This is a genomic window from Kribbella hippodromi (assembly GCF_039531045.1).
Taxonomy (GTDB): Bacteria; Actinomycetota; Actinomycetes; order Propionibacteriales; family Kribbellaceae; genus Kribbella; species Kribbella hippodromi.
Genome location: NZ_BAAAPH010000008.1, coordinates 75105 through 92990, shown reverse-complemented (window position 1 = coordinate 92990; position 17886 = coordinate 75105). Strand labels below are relative to the sequence as shown.

The window sequence follows — 17886 nt, the reverse complement described above, 5'->3', positions numbered from 1 at the left end:
GATAACCAGGCGGCGTATTATCCGCCCGTGACGTTGCGACGTGGGGAGTTGGCGACGGGCGCGCGGACGTTGGTGGAAGTGCTGGAGGAAACAGCCAACCGGTACGCCGACGAGCCCGCGCTGGATGACGGCAGCGTCAGCCTGAGCTATCGCGAACTGCTGGTGCAGACCGGCAAGTTCGCGCACCGGCTGACCGCTGCCGGGATCGGTCCGGGTGACCGGGTCGGCATCCGGATCTCCTCGGGCCACAACGACCTGTATGTCGCGATTCTCGGCACCCTCCAAGCCGGCGCCGCGTACGTACCGGTCGACGCGGATGACCCGGACGAGCGCGCCGCGCTGGTCTTCGGCGAGGCAGCCGTCGCGGCGACCGTCGGTGACGAGCTCGAGCTCACCCTGACCCGCCCGCAGGCGGCACCGATCGCGGACAACGACGCTGCCAACGGCACGTTCGACTACCCGTACTCGGCCCGGATGGACGGCAGCAGCAGCACGGATTCGCCGCGCGACACGCCCGGACCGGAGCCGACCGACGACGCCTGGATCATCTTCACGTCGGGCTCCACCGGCGTACCGAAGGGTGTCGCGGTCACGCACCGCTCGGCCGCGGCGTTCGTCGACGCGGAGGCCCGGCTGTTCCTGCAGAGCGAGCCGATCGGCCCGGACGACCGTGTACTGGCCGGCCTGTCGGTCGCGTTCGACGCGTCCTGCGAGGAGATGTGGCTGGCCTGGCGGCACGGCGCGTGCCTGGTCCCGGCGCCGCGCTCGCTGGTCCGGACCGGGATGGACCTCGGCCCCTGGTTGGTTGCCCAAGGCATCACTATTGTCTCGACCGTCCCGACTTTGGCCGCGCTCTGGCCGGCCGACGCGCTGGACCAGGTCCGGCTGCTGATCTTCGGCGGCGAGGCCTGCCCGCCCGAGCTCGCCGAACGGCTCGCGATCGACGGCCGCGAGGTCTGGAACACGTACGGCCCGACCGAGGCGACCGTGGTTGCCTGCGCCGCGCAACTGACCGGCGAGGGGCCGGTCCGGATCGGCCTGCCCTTGGACGGCTGGGATCTCGCGGTAGTAGATGCTGCAGGCAACGAAGTTGGCGACGGCGAGATCGGTGAGCTGATCATCGGCGGCGTCGGCCTGGCCCGCTACCTGGACCCGGTCAAGGACGCCGAGAAGTTCGCCCCGATGCCCACACTCGGCTGGGACCGGGCGTACCGCAGCGGCGACCTGGTCCGGTCCGATCCGTTGGGCCTGCTGTTCCAAGGCCGCGCCGACGAGCAGGTCAAGCTCGGTGGCCGCCGGATCGAGCTCGGCGAGGTGGACGCCGCATTGCAGGCCCTGCCGGGCGTCACCGGCGCGGCGGCAGCCGTACGCAACAGCGCCGCCGGCAACCAGCTCCTGGTCGGGTACGTCGTACCGGACGACCCAGCCGCCTTCGACAACGCGAAAGCGACCGAGCGACTCCGCGAAGCATTGCCCGCGGCGCTCGTACCGCTCCTCGCCATCGTCGACACCTTGCCGACCAGAACGTCCGGCAAGGTCGACCGCAACGCACTCCCCTGGCCACTGCCCGGCATGGACACCGACGGCCCGGCGGCCGAGCTCACCGGCACCGCGGGCTGGCTGGCCGAGCGCTGGACGACGGTTCTGGGCGCCAAGGTCACCAGCCCGGACAACGACTTCTTTCTGCACGGCGGCGGCAGTCTCGCCGCGGCCCAGCTGGTCTCGGTGCTCCGCGAGCGGTTCCCGGAGGCAACCGTCGGTGACATCTACGAGTACCCGCGGCTCGGTGCGCTCGCCGAGCGGCTCGACGAGTTCCGGCCGGCCGCCGTCGAGCCGGTCGAGCTGCGCGAGATCCGCCCGACTCCGAAGAGCACCCAGCTGCTGCAGACCGCGCTCACCCTGATCCTGCAGACAGTCGTCGGCGTCCGCTGGCTGGTCTACCTCTTCACGCTGAACAACTTGCTTGCCGAGCTGGTCGATCCACTGCCCTGGGCACGGACCGTGTCCTGGTGGTGGATTCTGGTCGGCTGGCTACTGCTGATCAGCCCGGCCGGCCGGATGGGCATCGCCGTCGTCGGTGCCCGGATCCTGCTGCGCGGCCTCAAGCCCGGGACGTACCCGCGCGGTGGCAACGTCCATGTCCGGCTCTGGGCGGCCGAGAACCTCGCCGACGCGGCCGGCGCCGCGAACCTGGCCGGCGCGCCCTGGATCGCGTACTACGCTCGCGCGCTCGGCGCCAAGGTCGGCCGCGGCGTCGACCTGCACACGCTCCCACCGGTCACCGGCATGCTGACGATGGGCCGCGGCGCCTCCATCGAGCCCGAAGTCGACCTGGCCGGGTACTGGATCGACGGCGACCAGCTGCACGTCGGCCCGGTCACGGTCGGCGCCGAGGCCGTCGTCGGTTCCCGCAGCACACTGCTGCCCGGCGCCGAGATCGGCCGGAACGCCGAGATCATGGCCGGCTCCGCCGTCTCCGGGAAGGTCCCGGCGAGCGAACGCTGGTCCGGCTCGCCCGCGGCCCGGATCGGCCGCGCCCGGCACCCCTGGCCGGATCACCGCCCGGACCGCGCGCCGTGGTGGGTCGCCGCGTACGGAGCGCAGTCCGCGCTGATGTCCTTGATCCCGGTCGCCGGTGCCGCGGCCGCGTTCCTCGTACTCGGCCATGCCCTGCGCGGCACCCAGACGCTCGGCGACGCCGCGCTCAAGGCGCTGACCGCGGTTCCGCTGATGACCCTGGTCGGTTTCGCCACGATCGCGGTGCTGACGCTGATCGGCGTCCGGGTCCTCGGGATCGGCATCAAGCCCGGTCATTACCCGGTCCGGAGCCGGATCGGGTGGCAGGTCTGGGCGACGGAGCGGTTGCTCGACTCGGCCCGTACGCTGCTGTTCCCGCTGTACGCGAGCCTGCTGACGCCGTGGTGGTTGCGGGCGCTTGGTGCGAAGATCGGCCGCGATGTCGAGGCGTCGACGGTGCTGCTGCTGCCGAAGATGACCACGGTCGGTGAGGGCGCATTCCTGGCCGACGACACGATGATCGCCTCGTACGAGCTCGGTGGCGGCTGGCTGCACGTGGCCGGCGCGAAGGTCGGCAAGCGGGCCTTCCTGGGCAACTCCGGGATGACCGCGCCGGGTCGTGCGGTGCCGAAGAACGGCCTGGTCGCGGTGCTGTCCGCGGCGCCGAAGAAGTCCAAGGCGGGTACGTCCTGGCTCGGCTCGCCGCCGGTGAAACTCCGCCGCCAAGCGGTGTCGGGCGACCAGAGCCGGACGTTCAACCCGCCGTTCAAGCTCAAGGTGGCGCGGGCGCTGGTCGAGCTGTGCCGGTTCGTGCCGATGATGTGTACGGTGCTGATCGCCCTCGGCGTGCTGTTCGCGCTGCAGGCACTCGACATCTGGCTCGGTCCGTGGCTGACCGTGCTGCTGTCCGGCGCCGTGATCCTGGCTGCCGGCGCGGTCGCGGGCGGGATGGCGACGGTCGCAAAATGGCTGATCGTCGGCAGGACGCGCGCGGTCGAGTACCCGCTGTGGAGCTCGTTCGTCTGGCGCAACGAGGTGGTCGACAGCTTTGTCGAGCTGGTCGCCGCGCCGTGGTTCGCGAACGCGGCCGCCGGCACGCCGGTGCTCGCGCTCTGGCTGCGCTCACTCGGCGCCAAGATCGGCAAGGGCGTCTGGTGCGAGACGTACTGGCTGCCGGAGGCGGATCTGATCACCCTGGGCGACGGCGCCACGGTGAATCGCGGTTGTGTGCTGCAGACGCACCTTTTTCATGATCGAGTTCTCTCCATGAACACAGTCACCTTCGGCCCCGGGGCGACCCTCGGGCCGCACGGCATCGTCCTCCCCGCCGCCGGCGTCGGCGCGGGGGCTACCATCGGCCCGGTGTCTCTGGTGATGCGTGGCGAAGGTGTTCCGGCGGGGACGCGGTGGGCGGGGAACCCCATCGCACCCTGGCAAGACAGGGCGCCGTGGCAGGGCTGATGGTTGATCCGTATGTGCCGACCCATGGAAACGCCGGCTACAAGGTCGAGTCGTACGACCTCGAGCTCGACTACCGGGTCAACAGCAACCGGCTGAACGGCAAGGCGACGATCACGGCCGTCGCCACCCAGGCGCTGTCCCGGTTCAGCTTCGACCTGACCGGGCTGCGGGTGTCGAAGGTGTCGGTGAACGGCCGCCGCCCGCAGCGGTTCACGCAGCGGTCCGGCAAGCTGTACGTCACCGCGAACGTCGCGGACGGCGCCGAGTTCTCGGTCGACATCCAGTACGCCGGGAACCCGAAGCCGGTGGACAGCCCGTGGGGCGAGCTCGGCTGGGAGGAGCTGACCGAGGGCGTGATCGTGGCCAGTCAGCCGAGCGGCGCGGCCACCTGGTTCCCGTGCAACGACCACCCCGGCGACAAGGCGCACTACCGGATTTCGATCACGACCGACTCGCCGTACCGGGTGGTCGCGAACGGGCGGCTGGTGTCGCGGCGCGTGAAGGCAAGCCGTACGACCTGGGTGTTCGATCAGGCGGCGCCGATGGCGACGTACCTGGCGACGGTCCAGATCGGGCCGTACGACGAGGTGGAGCTGGCGACGTCGCCGGTGACGATCCGGGGCGTACTGCCCGGCCGGCAAGTGCGGGAGTTCCGGCACGACTTCGCGCGGCAGCAGGACATGATGAAGCTGTTCTGCCGGCAGTTCGGGCCGTACCCGTTCGGTGGGTACACGGTCGTGGTGACCGATGATCCGCTGGAGATCCCGCTGGAGGCGCAGGGCATCTCGGTGTTCGGCAGCAACCATGTGGACGGGCGGAACGGGTCGGAGCGGCTGGTCGCGCATGAGCTGGCGCATCAGTGGTTCGGCAACAGCCTGACGCCGGCGAGCTGGCAGCACATCTGGCTGAACGAGGGTTTCGCCTGCTACGCCGAGTGGTTGTGGTCCGAGGAGTCCGGCGGTCTGACCGCTGACCAGCAGGTCTCGAAAGCGCACTCGCGGCTGAAGGTGCTGCCGAAGGACCTGTTGCTGGCTGATCCCGGTCCGGAGCTGATGTTCGACGACCGGTTGTACAAGCGCGGCGCGATCACGCTGCACGTACTGCGCAAGCATCTCGGCGACGAGGCCTTCTTCGACCTGTTGCGTACGTGGACCCGAACGCACCGGCACGGGTCGGTCACCACGGCCGAATTCATCACCCTGGCGGCGACGTACAGCCCGAACGAGGATGCGCTTGGGCGATTGTTCGGCGCCTGGCTGGACTCGTACGAACTACCAGCGTTACCGCGGAAACGATGAAGTACTTGCTGCTGGAACTCGTCGGCGGTGTCGCCGTCATCCTCGCGATCGTGATCGTCGCGGGGAAGCCGCTCCGACGGCGCGGGTCGCCGCAGGGACCGATGTGGCGTTACATCGCTCTCGGTGCGGTGCTCTTCCTGCTCGGCGGGGTGATGTACACGTTCCCGCCGCATTCGACCCTTTTCGCCTGTCTGGTGATCGTGCTTGGAACCGGGTTCTTCTGTATCGGCATCGCGATTCTCGGCGGTGGGTACTACACGTACCTCGGTGCGGTCGCGAGTGGCTTGGCCGCGGTGCCGTTCGTGATGACGCCGACGCCGGTCGGGTTGTCGCGGGTCGGTCAGACGTTGACTTGCACGATCCGCGACTACAAGTCGTACGGCGTCTCGGAATTCACCGCGGACTGCCCGAACGGGCACAGTTACCCGTTCACCGTGCAGGGGTTGCGCGAGTTCCCCGGTGGGAAGTTGCAGGTGATCGTGGACCCGCATGGGTTGCTGCGAGCACAGTTCGTCGGGCAGGCCCACGTACGCATCGACCTGATCGCGGGCATCCTGTGCCTACTCGGCGCGACGGCCATCGTGATCGCCGCGGCCCTGCACCGCCGGAAGCTGGGCGGCCAGGTCAAACCGGCGATGAATCCACGGCCGTTCTCGAGCCGCTAACCGTGACCTGTTCGCGGCTCAGTGCGTGCCGCTCGGGCGACCTCGGCGGCGGCTTTGACGAAGCGTTCGGTGAGGGGCGTTCGGATGGACCAGGCGACGCCGGTCCACCAGGTTGCGGCGCGGCCGGGTAGCGGGACCAGGCGGACCTCGGGTGGTGCGATCCGTTCCGCGGTTGAGGGTACGACGGCCGGTCCCACGCCGGCCGCGACCAGTGCCAGTACTGTCTGTAGGTCCCCGGACTCCTGGAGTACTTGCGGACGGCAACCAAGCTCCGCGTACAGGCTGTCGATCTGAGCGGTCAGCCCGGGGCCCCGGGCCGGGGTCAACCGCACCAGCGGGCGCGCGTCGATCCAGCCGGCCAAGTCACGCGGGACGCGCTGCGCGGCCGGTACCGCGAGTGACAGCCGATCCCGCCGCAGCCGGTGGTGTTCGAGACCGGCCGGCACCGGCAGCCTGACGAACCCGATCTGCAGACCGCCGGTCAGCAGCCGCTCGAACTGCACCGCCGACGGCAGGTCCTCGAGCGAGACCGTCACCCCCGGCCACCGGCTCCGGAACACCGCCACGGCCCGCGGCGCCAGCTCGATCCCGGACAGCCCGAACCCGATCGCCAGCGACCCCTCGGCGCCCGAAGCGACTTGATCGGCACGCCGGTCGAAGGCCTCGGACCGCTCCAGCAACTCCAGCGCGTCAAGCAGCAGCAGTTCCCCGGCCGGAGTCAGCCGGGCACCGTGCCGGCCGCGATCGAACAGCACAGCACCGACCCGCCGCTCCAGCACCTGGATCTGCTTGGTGAGCGCCGGCTGACTCGTCGACAGCTCCGCCGCGGCGGCACCGAAGTTGCGCAGCCGCGCCACCGTGACGTATGCCCGAAGCAACCGAAGATCCATAACCTCAGGATATGGAAGCTGAGCAAACAACTATTGGACGTCATGGATGCCCGGGAGTTTCCATGGGCTTATGACGTCCTTTCGCGCCGCCGTCGTCCAGTTCGAAGCGACTCCCGACGACACCGCGGCGAACCTTCGCACCGTCGAGCGGCTGGCCCGTGAGGCGGTCGGCGACGGCGCACGGCTGGTGGTGTTCCCGGAGCTGTGCCTGCTCGGGTACTGGCACCTGCGCCGGCAGACCGCCGCACGGCTGCACGAACTCGCCTCGCCGGCCGATGGACCGTTGATCAGCCAGGTCCTTGCCCTGGCGCGCGAACTCGAGGCCGGGATCGGGGTCGGATTTCTGGAGGAGTCCGGCGGTACGTTGTTCAACTCGTACGCGGTGTGCTTGCCGGACGGTCAGGTACACGTGCACCGGAAGCTGCATGCGTTCGAACATGAGGCGATCGCGAGCGGCTCCACGTACACGGTGTTCGACACGCCGTGGGGGTTCCGGGCCGGGGTGCTGATCTGCTGGGACAACAACCTGGTCGAGAACGTCCGGATCACCGCGTTGCTCGGGGCGACGGTGCTGATCGCGCCGCATCAGACCGGCGGGACGAACTCGCGCAGTCCGTACGGGATGAAGCCGATCCCGTTGCCGGTCTGGGAGAACCGTGAGACCGATCCGGAGGCAGTCGAGGAGGCGTTCAACGGGCCGAACGGGCGCGGCTGGCTGATGCGGTGGTTGCCGGCACGGGCGCACGACAACGGACTGTTCGTCCTGTTCAGCAATGGTGTCGGGCGGGATGACGACGAGGTACGGACTGGGAACACGATGATCCTCGACCCGTACGGCCGGATCGTGGCCGAGACGCCCGTACCCGCCGAGTCGGTGGTGACCGCCGACCTGGACCTCGACCTGGTCCCCCTCTCCACCGGCCGCCGCTGGCTCCGCGGCCGCCGCCCAGACCTGTACACGCCACTAACCCAGCCCACAGGCACAGAACTGGACCCCAGAGCCGCCCGCTTGTCCCCCGACCCCGTCGAGCTGGACAGACCTGCGGATCAGTAAGACCCGCTCGCCCCTCCCCGCACCCTGTGGAAGGTGGATCAGTAGATGAGAGCAGTGGCGAAAGCTGCGATGCCTTCGCCTCGGCCGGTCAAGCCGAGACCATCGGTGGTCGTCGCGCTGACGGACACATCCGCGCCGCACGCCGCGGCGAGCGCCTTCTCCGCCTCCTCGCGGCGGGCGGCGAAGCGCGGTCTGTTGGCCACGATCTGCACCGAAACATTCCCGATCTCGAACCCCGCGGCGCGTACCCGACGGGCCGCCTCCGCCAGCAAGGCCGCACCCGACGCACCGGCCCACTCCGGCTCGGCCGTCCCGAAGTTCGACCCGAGATCACCCAGCCGGGCCGCACTCAGCAACGCGTCGCACATCGCATGCGCCGCGACATCCCCATCCGAATGCCCCGCCGGCCCCGACGTCTCCTCCGGCCAGTGCAACCCGGCCAGCCACATCGCCCGCCCATCCTCCAGCGGATGCACGTCGACCCCATTCCCAACCCGCGGAACCTTCACCCGACCTGCCCTTCACCCCGCGACTCACCCGGCCGCCCGTCCAGCTCACCCGGCTGCTTGTCCGACCGCGCGCTCAGCTGCTCTTTCGAACGCCGAGCCAGCAGCGCCTCCGCCAGCAAGAGATCCTGCGGCCGGGTCACCTTGAAGGCGTCCTGCGAGCCCTCGACCGTCTGCACGACCACTCCGAGCCGCTCGCACATCATCGCGTCATCCGTCACCGCCGCATCCGCACCAGCCGCATGCGCCCGCCGCAACACCTCCGGCGCGAAACCCTGCGGCGTCTGCACGGCAACCAGCGTCGACCGATCGGGCGTATCGACCACTGCACCCCCCGGCCCGATCACCTTGATCGTGTCAGTCACCGGCACCACCGGCACGACCGCATCAGCACCGGCCCGCACCGTCGCCACGACCCGCTCGATCACCTCAGCAGGTACGAAAGCGCGCGCCGCGTCATGCACCAGGATGCAGTCGATCCCATCGACCGGAACCACATCCAGCGCGGCTCGTACCGAAGCGGGCCGCTCCGCGCCGCCGGCGACAACGAGCAGCCGGGCCGCACCAACGTACGGCGCCAGTTCTTTGCCGACCGTCTCCTCGGAACCGGGCGGCACCGCGACCACGAAACAGACGAGGTCGGCGGCGGACGCTGCCCGCAGTCCACGCACCGCGTGGACCAGCAGCGAATCGCCACCGACCTCTCGGAATGCTTTCGGTGTCTCACCGCCCAGCCGCAGCCCTAACCCGGCCGCGGGAATCACGACCGCGCTACTCATGCTGGGCTACTTCAGGAGGCGAGAACCTCGTCGAGGATGGCTTCCGCCTTGTCCTCGTTGGTGTGCTCGGCCAGGGCCAGCTCGGAGACCAGGATCTGACGAGCCTTCGCCAGCATCCGCTTCTCACCGGCGGACAGTCCACGGTCACGCTCACGGCGCCACAGGTCGCGAACGACCTCTGCCACCTTCAGTACATCACCGGAGTGCAGTTTTTCGAGGTTCGCCTTGTAGCGTCGCGACCAGTTGGTCGGCTCCTCCGTGTGCGGTGCGCGCAGCACGTCGAAGACGCGCTCCAGGCCAGCCTGATCCACGACGTCACGCACGCCGACAAGATCGAGGTTGCACGCGGGAACCCGAACGACCAGGTCGTTCTGAGCGACGATCCTCAAGACCAGGTAGGTCTTGTCCTCACCTTTGATCTGACGGGTCTCGATGTCCTCGATGACGGCCGCTCCGTGATTGGGGTAAACAACCGTCTCGCCGACTGTGAAAGTCATATGTCACGTGCCCCTTTCCGAGATCCATACTACCACGTGACGGATGGTCCGGTTGGGGCGTTTGCGCTGGTCAGGGCCCACTTCGTGCCTTGACAAACGTTCCGGGCCGTGCCTCGTGCGCGCGTACACCGTTGCCTTGGACATCACTTCGGGGATCGCACCGGATCGCGCCGCCGGTATCCCGGCGTCCGGGCCGGGAACGCCGCGGGCTACGCTGTGGGGCGCCGGAGGCCGCTGCCCGACGGCCGAACAGTTCTCGAATCAGCTTGCACGAGAGGGATTCCAGTGCCGATCACGTTGTCCTCGCGGTTCGCCCGGCGCGCCGCGCTGGCTGGTGCCGCCGCCACTCTCAGTCTCGCGCTGGGAGCGTGCAGCGCGAGCTTCAATGCGCCGACCTTGCAGCCGTACCAGGCCGCCGAGGGCACCAACCTCGAGTCCGGCCAGCTCAAGCTCCGCAACCTGCTGGTGCTGGCCGACGCCCAGGGCAAGGGCGAGCTGCACGGCGTGATCGTGAACAACGGCGACAACGCCGACACGCTGGTCAGCATCGCCCAGGCACCCGGTGGCACCCAGGACGGCACGGCCGGTGGCTGGCAGCCCGGCGAGGTCACCTTCACCGGCCTCAAGGGCCCGGTCGAGCTGCAGCCGAGCGCCGCCCTGCTGCTCGCGGGCACCTCGGCCGCCGAGGCCGCCGGCACCACCACCAGCACCGCCACCAGCACCCAGTCGGCCACCCCGCAGACCCCGGCCACGCCGACCACCTCCACGGCCCCGTCGTCCCCGGCCAAGCCATCGACCCCGGCGACCTCGGGGACACCGTCGACCCCGGCCGCGACCGAGACCCCGTCGGCCTCGTCCCCGGGCGCCGAGGACAACGGCCCGGCGATCACCGTCACCGGCGCCAAGCCCGGCCAGATGGTCAACGTGACCATCACCTTCGGCCAGGCCGCCCCGATCTCGGCCTACGTCCCCGTCCTCACCGACGACCACTTCTCCCCCACCCCACCCCCGGCGGGCTAGCGCTCCGGCGCCACACCCGGCCAGAGCTCACCCCCGCCCCGGCCGGCTAGGGCTCGCCCCAGCACAGCTAGGACTCACCCCCACACCGGCTAGGGCCTTCTCCCCCCGCACAGCTAGGGCTCGCCCCCGCACCGGCTAGGCCTTCTCCACCCGCACCGGCTAGGCCGTCTCCCCCCGCACCGTTTCAGGGGTCGGCCCCTCAGATGGTGCCTTGGCCCCTTGAATTTCGAGGGGGCAACCCACCACCTGCGGGGCTGACCCCTGAAACGGGGGGTTAGTTCTTCGGGGCGGCGGCGGCCTTGGTGAGGCCGGGGAGGATCTTGTCGAGGACCCAGGGGACGCTCAGTACGCTGACCGCGCTCATCCCGGAGATCACCTGCTGATCCTGCAGGGCGTACGCGCCGCCGCTCTTCACCGCGCGCAGTGACGAGTACACCGGGTCGGACAAGAACTTCTGCGTACCGATCCCGTCCACGTACGCGATCAGCACGTCGGCGTCGACGTCCGCGACCTTCTCCTTGCTGATCGTCAGCGAGAATTCCTTCTTGGTGTTGATCTTCTCCAGCGCGTCGACACCGGGCGCGTTCTTGAAGCCCATCTCGTTCAGGATCTGTACGCGCGGATCGCCCGGCATGTAGATGTAGTTCTCGGCGCCGAACGAACCGACGGTGACGGTCTTGCCCTTGAATTCCGGGTGCTCGGCGGCGACCTGCTTGATCTTGTCCTGGATGCCGGTGATCAGCTTCTCGGCCTCGGCCTTCTTGCCGAGCGCCTCGCCGACCAGCAGGGTCTGGTCCTGCCAGGTGGTCTGCCACGGCGCACCCGGGTACGCGACGGTGGGCGCGATGTCACTGAGCGTCTTGTACGTCGCCGCGTCGAAGCCCTCGTACGGTGCCAGGATGACGTCCGGGTTCAGCGCCGCGATCTTCTCGAACGGGTACTTGTCGCCGGTGTCGAGCAGCGTGGTCTTGGCCTTGTCGAACTTCGGCGCGTCCCACGCGGTGACACCGTCCGAGGTCTGCCCGTAGGTAACCTTCGGCATTCCGACCGGGGTCTCGCCGAGCGCGTAGACCACGTCCTGCGCGTTCCAGCCGAGCGTGACGATCCGCTCCGGCTTCTTGCTGATGGTGGTCTCGCCGAACGTGTTCTTGAGCGTGACCGGGAACCCGGACGACGCCGTATCGGCCGAAGCCGACTGCTTGTCGCCGGTGCCGCAGGCAGCCAGCGTGGTCGTGGCGAGCAGCACGGCAGTCACCGTACTGACGACCCTACGAGACCAGGACATGATGAACTCTCCTCAGACGATCTGCCTCAACTAAGGAGAGCCTAAGCTAACTCAACAGGCCATCGCGACCCGTGAGCCTGTGAGTCAGGACTCGAACTTGTACCCCAGACCACGCACCGTGACCAGGTGCGCCGGGTTCGACGGGTCCTTCTCCAGCTTGGAGCGGAGCCGCTTCACATGCACGTCCAGGGTCTTGGTGTCGCCCACGTAGTCGGCGCCCCAGATCCGGTCGATCAGCTGACCCCGCGTGAGCACCCGGCCGGTGTTCCGGAGCAGCATCTCGAGCAGCTCGAACTCCTTGAGCGGCAGCCGGATCTCCGTCCCCGCCACGGTCACCACATGCCGCTCGACGTCCATCCGGACCGGCCCCGCCTCGAGGGTGTCCGGCAGCAGCTCGACGTCCTGCCCCCGGCGGAGCACGGCGCGTACGCGGGCCAGCAGCTCCCGCGGGCTGTACGGCTTGGTGACGTAGTCGTCCGCGCCCAGTTCGAGCCCGACCACCTTGTCCACCTCGGTGTCCTTGGCGCTGACGATGATCACCGGTACGTTGCCCCGGCTGCGCAACGCCCGGCAGACCTCCGTACCGGACAGGCCCGGCAGCATCAGGTCGAGCAGGACGATGTCCGCACCGGCGCGGTCGTACTCGTCCAGCGCGTCCGGCCCGGTCTCCGCGACGGCGACCTCGAACCCTTCCTTGCGCAGCACGTACGACAGCGCGTCGCTGTAGCTCTCTTCGTCTTCGACGACCAGCACTCGGGTCACGAAGCTGTCTCCTTTGCGATCTGACCTGACGGGGTAGGCGTCAGGGTGACGGCCGGCTCCTCCTGGCTGGTGGAGCCGGTCTGGCCCGGCGCGGGTTCGAACCGCAACGGGAGTCTCACGGTGAAGGTCGAGCCCTGGCCCTCGACGCTCCAGACCCGCACGTCGCCGCCGTGGATGGAGGCGATGTGCTTGACGATCGACAGGCCCAGCCCGGTCCCGCCGGTCTCCCGGCTGCGGGCCCGGTCGACCCGGTAGAACCGCTCGAAGATCCGCTCCAGGTCGCCACTCGGGATGCCGACGCCCTGGTCGGAGACGGTCAGCTCGACCAGATCGCCGATCGGGTGCGCCGCGACCGCGACCCGGGTGCCGTCCGGGCTGTAGTTGATGGCGTTCTCGACCAGGTTGCCGATCGCCATCGCCAGCTGGTCCTGGCTGCCCAGCACCTCGAGCTCGGGCTCGGTCTTGACCACGATCTTGATGTCCCGGTCCTCGGCGTCGATCCGGCAGCGGTCCACCGCGGTCTCGATCACCGCGTTGATGTCGACCGGGCCGGGGTTCTCCAGCGGGTCGTCACCCTGCAGCCGGGACAGCTCGATGATCTCCTTGACCAGCCGGCTCAGCCGGGACGCCTCGACCCGCATCCGGTCCGAGAACCGCTGCACCGCCTCCGGGTCGTCGGACGCCTCGGAGACCGCGTCGGCGAGCAGGATCAGCGCGCCGACCGGGGTCTTCAGCTCGTGGCTGACGTTGACGGTGAAGTCCCGCCGGATCGCGTCCAGGCGGCGTTCCCGAGTGCGGTCCTCGACCAGTACGAGCACCAGCTGACTGCCCAGCGGCGCGACCCGGGCACTGACGTACTGGGTGGCGCCGAGCCGGCCGCGGACGATCTCGAGGTCCTGCTGGCGGATCTCACCGTCCCGGCGGACCTGGCGGACCATGATCAGGATGTCCTCGACCACCAGCCGCTCGCCCCGGACGATGCCCAGGACGTGGGCCGGCGCGCTGGCCTGGAGCACCTGGTCCTCCGGGCCCATCACCACCGCCGACGAGCGCAGCACCGAGAGTACGGTCGCGACGCCGGAAGGCACCGCCGGCTCCGGGGACTCCGGGATCTTGCGCTGCGCCCGCTCCGACAGCATCATCGCGCCGAGCGAAAGCAGGGCCAGGGCCGCGCCGATGACGCCGCCCAGCACCGCAGCCAGCGTGGGGTCCACGGAATCGATGCTACGCGGGCAACCAGCAGGGAAAGACCGAATGAGCACCGGATGACCGGGACGCGTCTCAACTGTTCATCGGGCGTTCACCACTCGTCGCCGATCGGCAACCTCGACGGCATACGGTCACCGCAGGGCGGGTACCGTGCTGGTGCCCCGCCCCGGCACCGGACACCACAGATCGGATTCGAACACCATGCGTGACAGCTACCACGAGCAGCTCGACGACATCCTCGCCGAGCTGGAACGGATGACGCGGACGGTGTCCACCGCCGTCCGCCGCTCCACGGCGGCGCTGCTGGAAGCGGACATCCGCAAGGCCGAAGAGGTCATCGCGGCCGACATCCAGCTCGATGCCGCCGGCGAGGGTGTGGAGGAGAAGGTCTTCGAGCTGATGGCGCGGCAGTCGCCGGTCGCCAACGAACTGCGGATGCTGGTCGCCGGGCTGCGGATGGTCGCCGACCTGGAGCGGATGGGCGACCTGGCCGCGCACGTCTCGAAGATCGCCCGGATGCGCTACCCGGCGCCGGCGATCCCGAACGAGCTGCACGACGTGATCGAGTCGATGGGCTCGGTGGCCGGCAAGATGGTGGACGCGGCCGGTGACGTGATCGCCAGCCGCGACGTCGAGGCGGCCGGCAAGCTCGAGGCCAGCGACGACGAGATGGACAAGCTCCGGTCGAACCAGTTCCGGCTGATGATGGACGCCGACTGGCCGCACGGCGTCGAGGTCGCCGTCGACATGGCGCTGCTGAGCCGGTACTACGAGCGCATCTCCGACCACGCGGTCGCGATGGCCCGCCGGGTCGTCTACCTGGTCACCGGTGAGCTCCCGGTCGCCGTCGGCGGCACCGCGGCCGGCTCCGGCGCGGGCGCCTCGGCCCCGAACCCGAACGGCAACTGACCTCAGCCGAGTACAGCAGCCCCCGGCAGTTGGTTGCCGGGGGCTCCTGTTTGTCTCAGGTCCGTCTGTCCAGCTCAGACTCAGTGAGGCTCAGCTGAGACTCAGCGGGCGATCTCGATTGCCGCGGAGAGTGGCTTGTCGGCGCTCAGCTTCCAGGCCGACCGGTTCTCGAAGCCCGAGTTGTGGATGTCGAGGTTGATCCCCTCGATGTGGTCGAAGTTGACGAACAGGCCAGGGCTGGTGGCGGCCCCCCGGGTACAGATCCCGAACTGGATCGACACCGACGACTTGCCCTTCACCAGGTCCGTCACGTCGATCCCGCCCTGGTGGTCGGACCCGTTCATGTAGAACCACGGCCAGTAGTCACCGGCGTCCCGGCTCCAGATCAGCTGGCCGTCGACCCACAACTGCTTGAACATCTCGCCGAACCGCGCCTGTTCCGGATCCGCGTGCCAGAACGACACCTCGTACCGGGATTGGCCCGGTTTCACCCGCACCTGCTGGCTGGCGGTGGCACAGGTGTTCGCCGGGATCGGCCCGTTCGGAACCGTGAATTTGAGCCATCCGTTGCCGTACATCGCCCGGTTGTCCGGCCCGATCCGTACGGAGTTCCCGCGCGGCCCCTGCACCGGCCAGTACGGCTGATGCTGGTACCGGGCGTACGCCGCGCCGATCGAGTTGAAGATCCGCGCCGGGCGATCGACCGAGTAGATGTCGATGTACGGCTGCATCGTCGGCTGGTTGCGGGACAGCGTCCAATCCCGGTTCTGCTCAAAACCACCGTTGCGTACGATCACGCCCCGGCCCGTGACGTCGTCGATGCTCCAGTCCAGCGGCCACCAGCCGACCCCCCTCTGATGGAACAACCGGAAGGTGACCTTGCCGGAAGTCTTGCCCTGCAGGGCCGCGGTCAGATCGACCGTCGTCGTCTCCCAGGTCTCCTTCGGATCGACTTCGACATCGCTCTGCCACACCACCTTGTCGTCGACCAGGACCTGCTTGAACTGGTATCCCTGCAAACCACCGACGTCCGGATCTCTTTGTTTGAACGTGATCGACCGAGGCCCGTTGCCGGTGACAACCATTTCTTGCGAGGCGGCGGCGTAGCTTCCGTCGACGGTCGAGGTGAAGTTGCCGACGCTCAAACTCAGTCGGCCCTTGCCCGTGTGGCCCCAGTAATCCCAGCTCGGCTGTTGCAGATCGATCCGCACCGGGGCGCCGTACGCGATGACACCGTCCAAACGGCCGTCGGCCAGGTAGGGCGTTGCGCGCTGCAGCACGTCAGCTACGTACCGTTCGTCCGGGTGGATCATGCCGTCGAGGAAGCGCCCGGTGTACACGAGCAGCGCCAGGCTGAGGCCTCTTGGGCGCAGGACGTCCAACGCGGAGTCCAGCCTTGGTTCCAGCCAGGTCGGGTCGATCGAGCTGTTCACATAGCCGGTGTACGGGTAGATCACGCCGTCCAGGGCGTCCTTGATCGTGTCGGCGTTCTTGGGCGTGATGTCCCACGAGTACATCGTCACGTACCACTTGAGCCGGGGGTTCACCGCCTTCTGCGCGGCCCGGACCTGACCGAGGTAGTCCTTGGTGAACAGCGTGCCGTTGGAGCCGACCAGGAAGTCGTCGATACCCCACGACTTCACGTTCGGGTACTTCAGCGACAGCTTGGCGAGCTCGGTCGCCCACCGCACGTAGTCGGTGTCGAAGGGCTGCGAACAGCGCCCGTCGAGGTAGCGGACCGGGTTCCGGTAGCACTCCGACGGCGGCACCAGGTACACCATGATGTCGATCCCGGCCCGGGCCGCCGCCGGCGCGAACTCCAGCCGGAGGTCGTCCCAGTCGGTCGCCTTGTCCCAGATCCCGAATGTGTACATGGTCGCGTGCAGCTGCTTCAGCCGCCGGATCGTGGCCGGCGTGTCGATGTGGCGGAAGCCGTCCGCCCGCGGTCTGGTCTCGCGAATCTTCGCCTCGACCGTGTTCCCGCCCTCCATCGCGGACAGGAACGGTCTTTTGGTGAGCTGATCGGGCGGTCCCGCCGCGGGTGGCCCGGCCGCGGCCCGCGGCACCACCACCATCGGTATCAGCAGGAACGCCAGGAACAGCATCCGGGCACGTCGCATCATTCCGTCCTCCAGAGCGGTGGATACGGATATCTTCGAAATACGGGAACTATATCCCGTAAATAAGAGATTAAGACGCGATCCGCCGGGCGGCAAGACCTCGGACCGGCACGAAAAAACGCCCCCGGCCGAAGCCGGGAGCGTTCAGGGGATGTTGGAGCGTCAGCGGCCTTGGTTCTTTACCGCTTCGATGGCGTCCTTCGCGGCCTGGGGGTCGAGGTACTCGCCGCCCGGCGTGACCGGCTTGAAGTCCTCGTCCAGTTCGTAGTACAGCGGGATGCCGGTCGGGATGTTCAGGCCGACCACGGTCTTCTCGTCCAGGTTGTCCAGGTGCTTGACCAGGGCGCGCAGCGAGTTGCCGTGCGCGGTCACCAGTACGGTCTTGCCGGCCCGCAGGTCCGGCACGATCGCGTCGTACCAGTACGGCAGCATCCGCTCGACGACGTCCTTCAGGCACTCGGTCGCGGGCAGCAGCTCCGGCGGCAGCCCGGCGTACCGCGGGTCGCCGGCCTGGTCGTACTCCGAGCCGCGCTCGATCGCCGGCGGCGGGGTGTCGTACGAGCGGCGGAACAGCATGAACTGCTCCTCGCCGAGCTCGTCCAGGGTCTGCTTCTTGTCCTTGCCCTGCAGGGCGCCGTAGTGGCGCTCGTTCAGCCGCCAGGAGCGGCGGACGTCGATCCACTGCCGCTCGGCGACCTCGAGGGCGATGTTCGCGGTCCGGATCGCGCGCCGCAGCAGCGACGTGTGCAGGACGTCCGGCAGCAGGTCGCGGTCACGGAGCAGCTCGCCACCGCGCTGCGCCTCCTCGACGCCCTGGGCGTTCAGGTCGACGTCGACCCAGCCGGTGAACAGGTTCTTGGCGTTCCAGTCGCTGTGGCCGTGGCGGAGCAGGATCAGGCGATAGGTCATGCCCG

The 17886-nt window shown here is 68.8% G+C and carries 15 protein-coding genes; 6 read left to right on the top strand and 9 right to left on the bottom strand.

Annotated features, from left to right (window positions below):
- Positions 1 to 27: 27 nt before the first annotated feature.
- From ABD260_RS14400 to ABD260_RS14390, 3 genes are read left to right on the top strand one after another with little or no spacing between them, the layout of a single operon-like run.
- Positions 28 to 3978 carry a Pls/PosA family non-ribosomal peptide synthetase gene (locus tag ABD260_RS14400; protein WP_344233989.1) on the top strand — a complete coding sequence of 1317 codons (3951 nt, stop codon included), beginning with the start codon at positions 28 to 30 and terminating at the stop codon, positions 3976 to 3978.
- Positions 3978 to 5276 (top strand): M1 family metallopeptidase, encoded by a 1299-nt coding sequence (locus tag ABD260_RS14395; protein WP_344233988.1) that lies wholly within the window; start codon positions 3978 to 3980, stop codon positions 5274 to 5276. The genes ABD260_RS14400 and ABD260_RS14395 overlap by 1 nt, the downstream gene beginning before the upstream one ends.
- A complete protein-coding gene (locus ABD260_RS14390; RefSeq protein ID WP_344233987.1) occupies positions 5273 to 5941 on the top strand; it encodes a hypothetical protein in 669 nt (222 codons plus the stop codon). The genes ABD260_RS14395 and ABD260_RS14390 overlap by 4 nt, the downstream gene beginning before the upstream one ends.
- Here ABD260_RS14390 and ABD260_RS14385 read toward each other — a convergent pair.
- The gene (locus ABD260_RS14385; RefSeq protein ID WP_344233986.1) at positions 5938 to 6831 is read right to left on the bottom strand and encodes a LysR family transcriptional regulator; all 894 of its coding nucleotides are present in this window, start codon (positions 6829 to 6831) and stop codon (positions 5938 to 5940) included. The genes ABD260_RS14390 and ABD260_RS14385 overlap by 4 nt on opposite strands.
- A gap of 70 nt (positions 6832 to 6901) precedes the next feature.
- On the opposite strand from ABD260_RS14385, the gene ABD260_RS14380 reads away from it, so the two are divergent.
- Positions 6902 to 7885: a nitrilase family protein gene (locus ABD260_RS14380; protein ID WP_344233985.1), complete on the top strand. Its 984-nt coding sequence runs from the start codon at positions 6902 to 6904 to the stop codon at positions 7883 to 7885.
- A gap of 38 nt (positions 7886 to 7923) precedes the next feature.
- Here the strand turns inward: ABD260_RS14380 and ispF are convergent, their stop codons facing one another.
- From ispF to ABD260_RS14365, 3 genes are read right to left on the bottom strand one after another with little or no spacing between them, the layout of a single operon-like run.
- Positions 7924 to 8394, bottom strand: a complete 471-nt coding sequence (ispF, locus tag ABD260_RS14375) for a 2-C-methyl-D-erythritol 2,4-cyclodiphosphate synthase (RefSeq protein ID WP_344233984.1) — start codon at positions 8392 to 8394, stop codon at positions 7924 to 7926.
- Positions 8391 to 9170 (bottom strand): 2-C-methyl-D-erythritol 4-phosphate cytidylyltransferase, encoded by a 780-nt coding sequence (gene ispD / locus ABD260_RS14370; RefSeq protein ID WP_344233983.1) that lies wholly within the window; start codon positions 9168 to 9170, stop codon positions 8391 to 8393. Before ispD ends, ispF begins: the two co-directional genes overlap by 4 nt.
- 11 nt (positions 9171 to 9181) lie before the next feature.
- On the bottom strand, positions 9182 to 9667 hold the full coding sequence (locus ABD260_RS14365) for a CarD family transcriptional regulator (protein WP_130446326.1): 486 nt from the start codon (positions 9665 to 9667) through the stop codon (positions 9182 to 9184).
- Between the two features lie 285 nt (positions 9668 to 9952).
- Between ABD260_RS14365 and ABD260_RS14360 the strand changes: the two genes are divergently transcribed.
- Positions 9953 to 10687: a hypothetical protein gene (locus ABD260_RS14360; protein ID WP_344233982.1), complete on the top strand. Its 735-nt coding sequence runs from the start codon at positions 9953 to 9955 to the stop codon at positions 10685 to 10687.
- A gap of 274 nt (positions 10688 to 10961) precedes the next feature.
- Here the strand turns inward: ABD260_RS14360 and ABD260_RS14355 are convergent, their stop codons facing one another.
- The 3 genes from ABD260_RS14355 to ABD260_RS14345 all read right to left on the bottom strand — a co-directional run bounded on the left by ABD260_RS14355 (position 10962) and on the right by ABD260_RS14345 (position 13948).
- Positions 10962 to 11972 (bottom strand): iron-siderophore ABC transporter substrate-binding protein, encoded by a 1011-nt coding sequence (locus tag ABD260_RS14355; protein WP_344233981.1) that lies wholly within the window; start codon positions 11970 to 11972, stop codon positions 10962 to 10964.
- Between the two features lie 84 nt (positions 11973 to 12056).
- On the bottom strand, positions 12057 to 12734 hold the full coding sequence (locus ABD260_RS14350) for a response regulator (RefSeq protein WP_184837161.1): 678 nt from the start codon (positions 12732 to 12734) through the stop codon (positions 12057 to 12059).
- Positions 12731 to 13948 (bottom strand): sensor histidine kinase, encoded by a 1218-nt coding sequence (locus tag ABD260_RS14345; protein ID WP_344233980.1) that lies wholly within the window; start codon positions 13946 to 13948, stop codon positions 12731 to 12733. Before ABD260_RS14345 ends, ABD260_RS14350 begins: the two co-directional genes overlap by 4 nt.
- 196 nt (positions 13949 to 14144) lie before the next feature.
- Here ABD260_RS14345 and phoU point away from each other — a divergent pair, with 196 nt between their 5' ends.
- The gene (phoU, locus tag ABD260_RS14340; RefSeq protein ID WP_344233979.1) at positions 14145 to 14852 is read left to right on the top strand and encodes a phosphate signaling complex protein PhoU; all 708 of its coding nucleotides are present in this window, start codon (positions 14145 to 14147) and stop codon (positions 14850 to 14852) included.
- Positions 14853 to 14953: 101 nt separating this feature from the next.
- Here phoU and ABD260_RS14335 read toward each other — a convergent pair whose 3' ends face one another.
- Both ABD260_RS14335 and ABD260_RS14330 read right to left on the bottom strand, forming a co-directional pair.
- Positions 14954 to 16975, bottom strand: coding sequence for a hypothetical protein (locus ABD260_RS14335; RefSeq protein WP_344233978.1), 2022 nt, complete (start codon positions 16973 to 16975; stop codon positions 14954 to 14956).
- Positions 16976 to 17134: 159 nt separating this feature from the next.
- A complete protein-coding gene (locus ABD260_RS14330; RefSeq protein WP_344233977.1) occupies positions 17135 to 17881 on the bottom strand; it encodes a phosphoglyceromutase in 747 nt (248 codons plus the stop codon).
- Between the last annotated feature and the right edge of the window lie 5 nt (positions 17882 to 17886).

Coding starts and splice junctions, on each gene's coding strand:
- ABD260_RS14380 (WP_344233985.1), top strand. CDS start 6,902: ATGACGTCCTTTCGCGCCGCCGTCGTCCAGTTCGAAGCGACTCCCGAC.
- ABD260_RS14330 (WP_344233977.1), bottom strand. CDS start 17,881: ATGACCTATCGCCTGATCCTGCTCCGCCACGGCCACAGCGACTGGAAC.
- ABD260_RS14365 (WP_130446326.1), bottom strand. CDS start 9,667: ATGACTTTCACAGTCGGCGAGACGGTTGTTTACCCCAATCACGGAGCG.
- ABD260_RS14395 (WP_344233988.1), top strand. CDS start 3,978: ATGGTTGATCCGTATGTGCCGACCCATGGAAACGCCGGCTACAAGGTC.
- ABD260_RS14335 (WP_344233978.1), bottom strand. CDS start 16,975: ATGATGCGACGTGCCCGGATGCTGTTCCTGGCGTTCCTGCTGATACCG.
- ispD (WP_344233983.1), bottom strand. CDS start 9,170: ATGAGTAGCGCGGTCGTGATTCCCGCGGCCGGGTTAGGGCTGCGGCTG.
- phoU (WP_344233979.1), top strand. CDS start 14,145: ATGCGTGACAGCTACCACGAGCAGCTCGACGACATCCTCGCCGAGCTG.
- ABD260_RS14355 (WP_344233981.1), bottom strand. CDS start 11,972: ATGTCCTGGTCTCGTAGGGTCGTCAGTACGGTGACTGCCGTGCTGCTC.
- ABD260_RS14390 (WP_344233987.1), top strand. CDS start 5,273: ATGAAGTACTTGCTGCTGGAACTCGTCGGCGGTGTCGCCGTCATCCTC.
- ABD260_RS14385 (WP_344233986.1), bottom strand. CDS start 6,831: ATGGATCTTCGGTTGCTTCGGGCATACGTCACGGTGGCGCGGCTGCGC.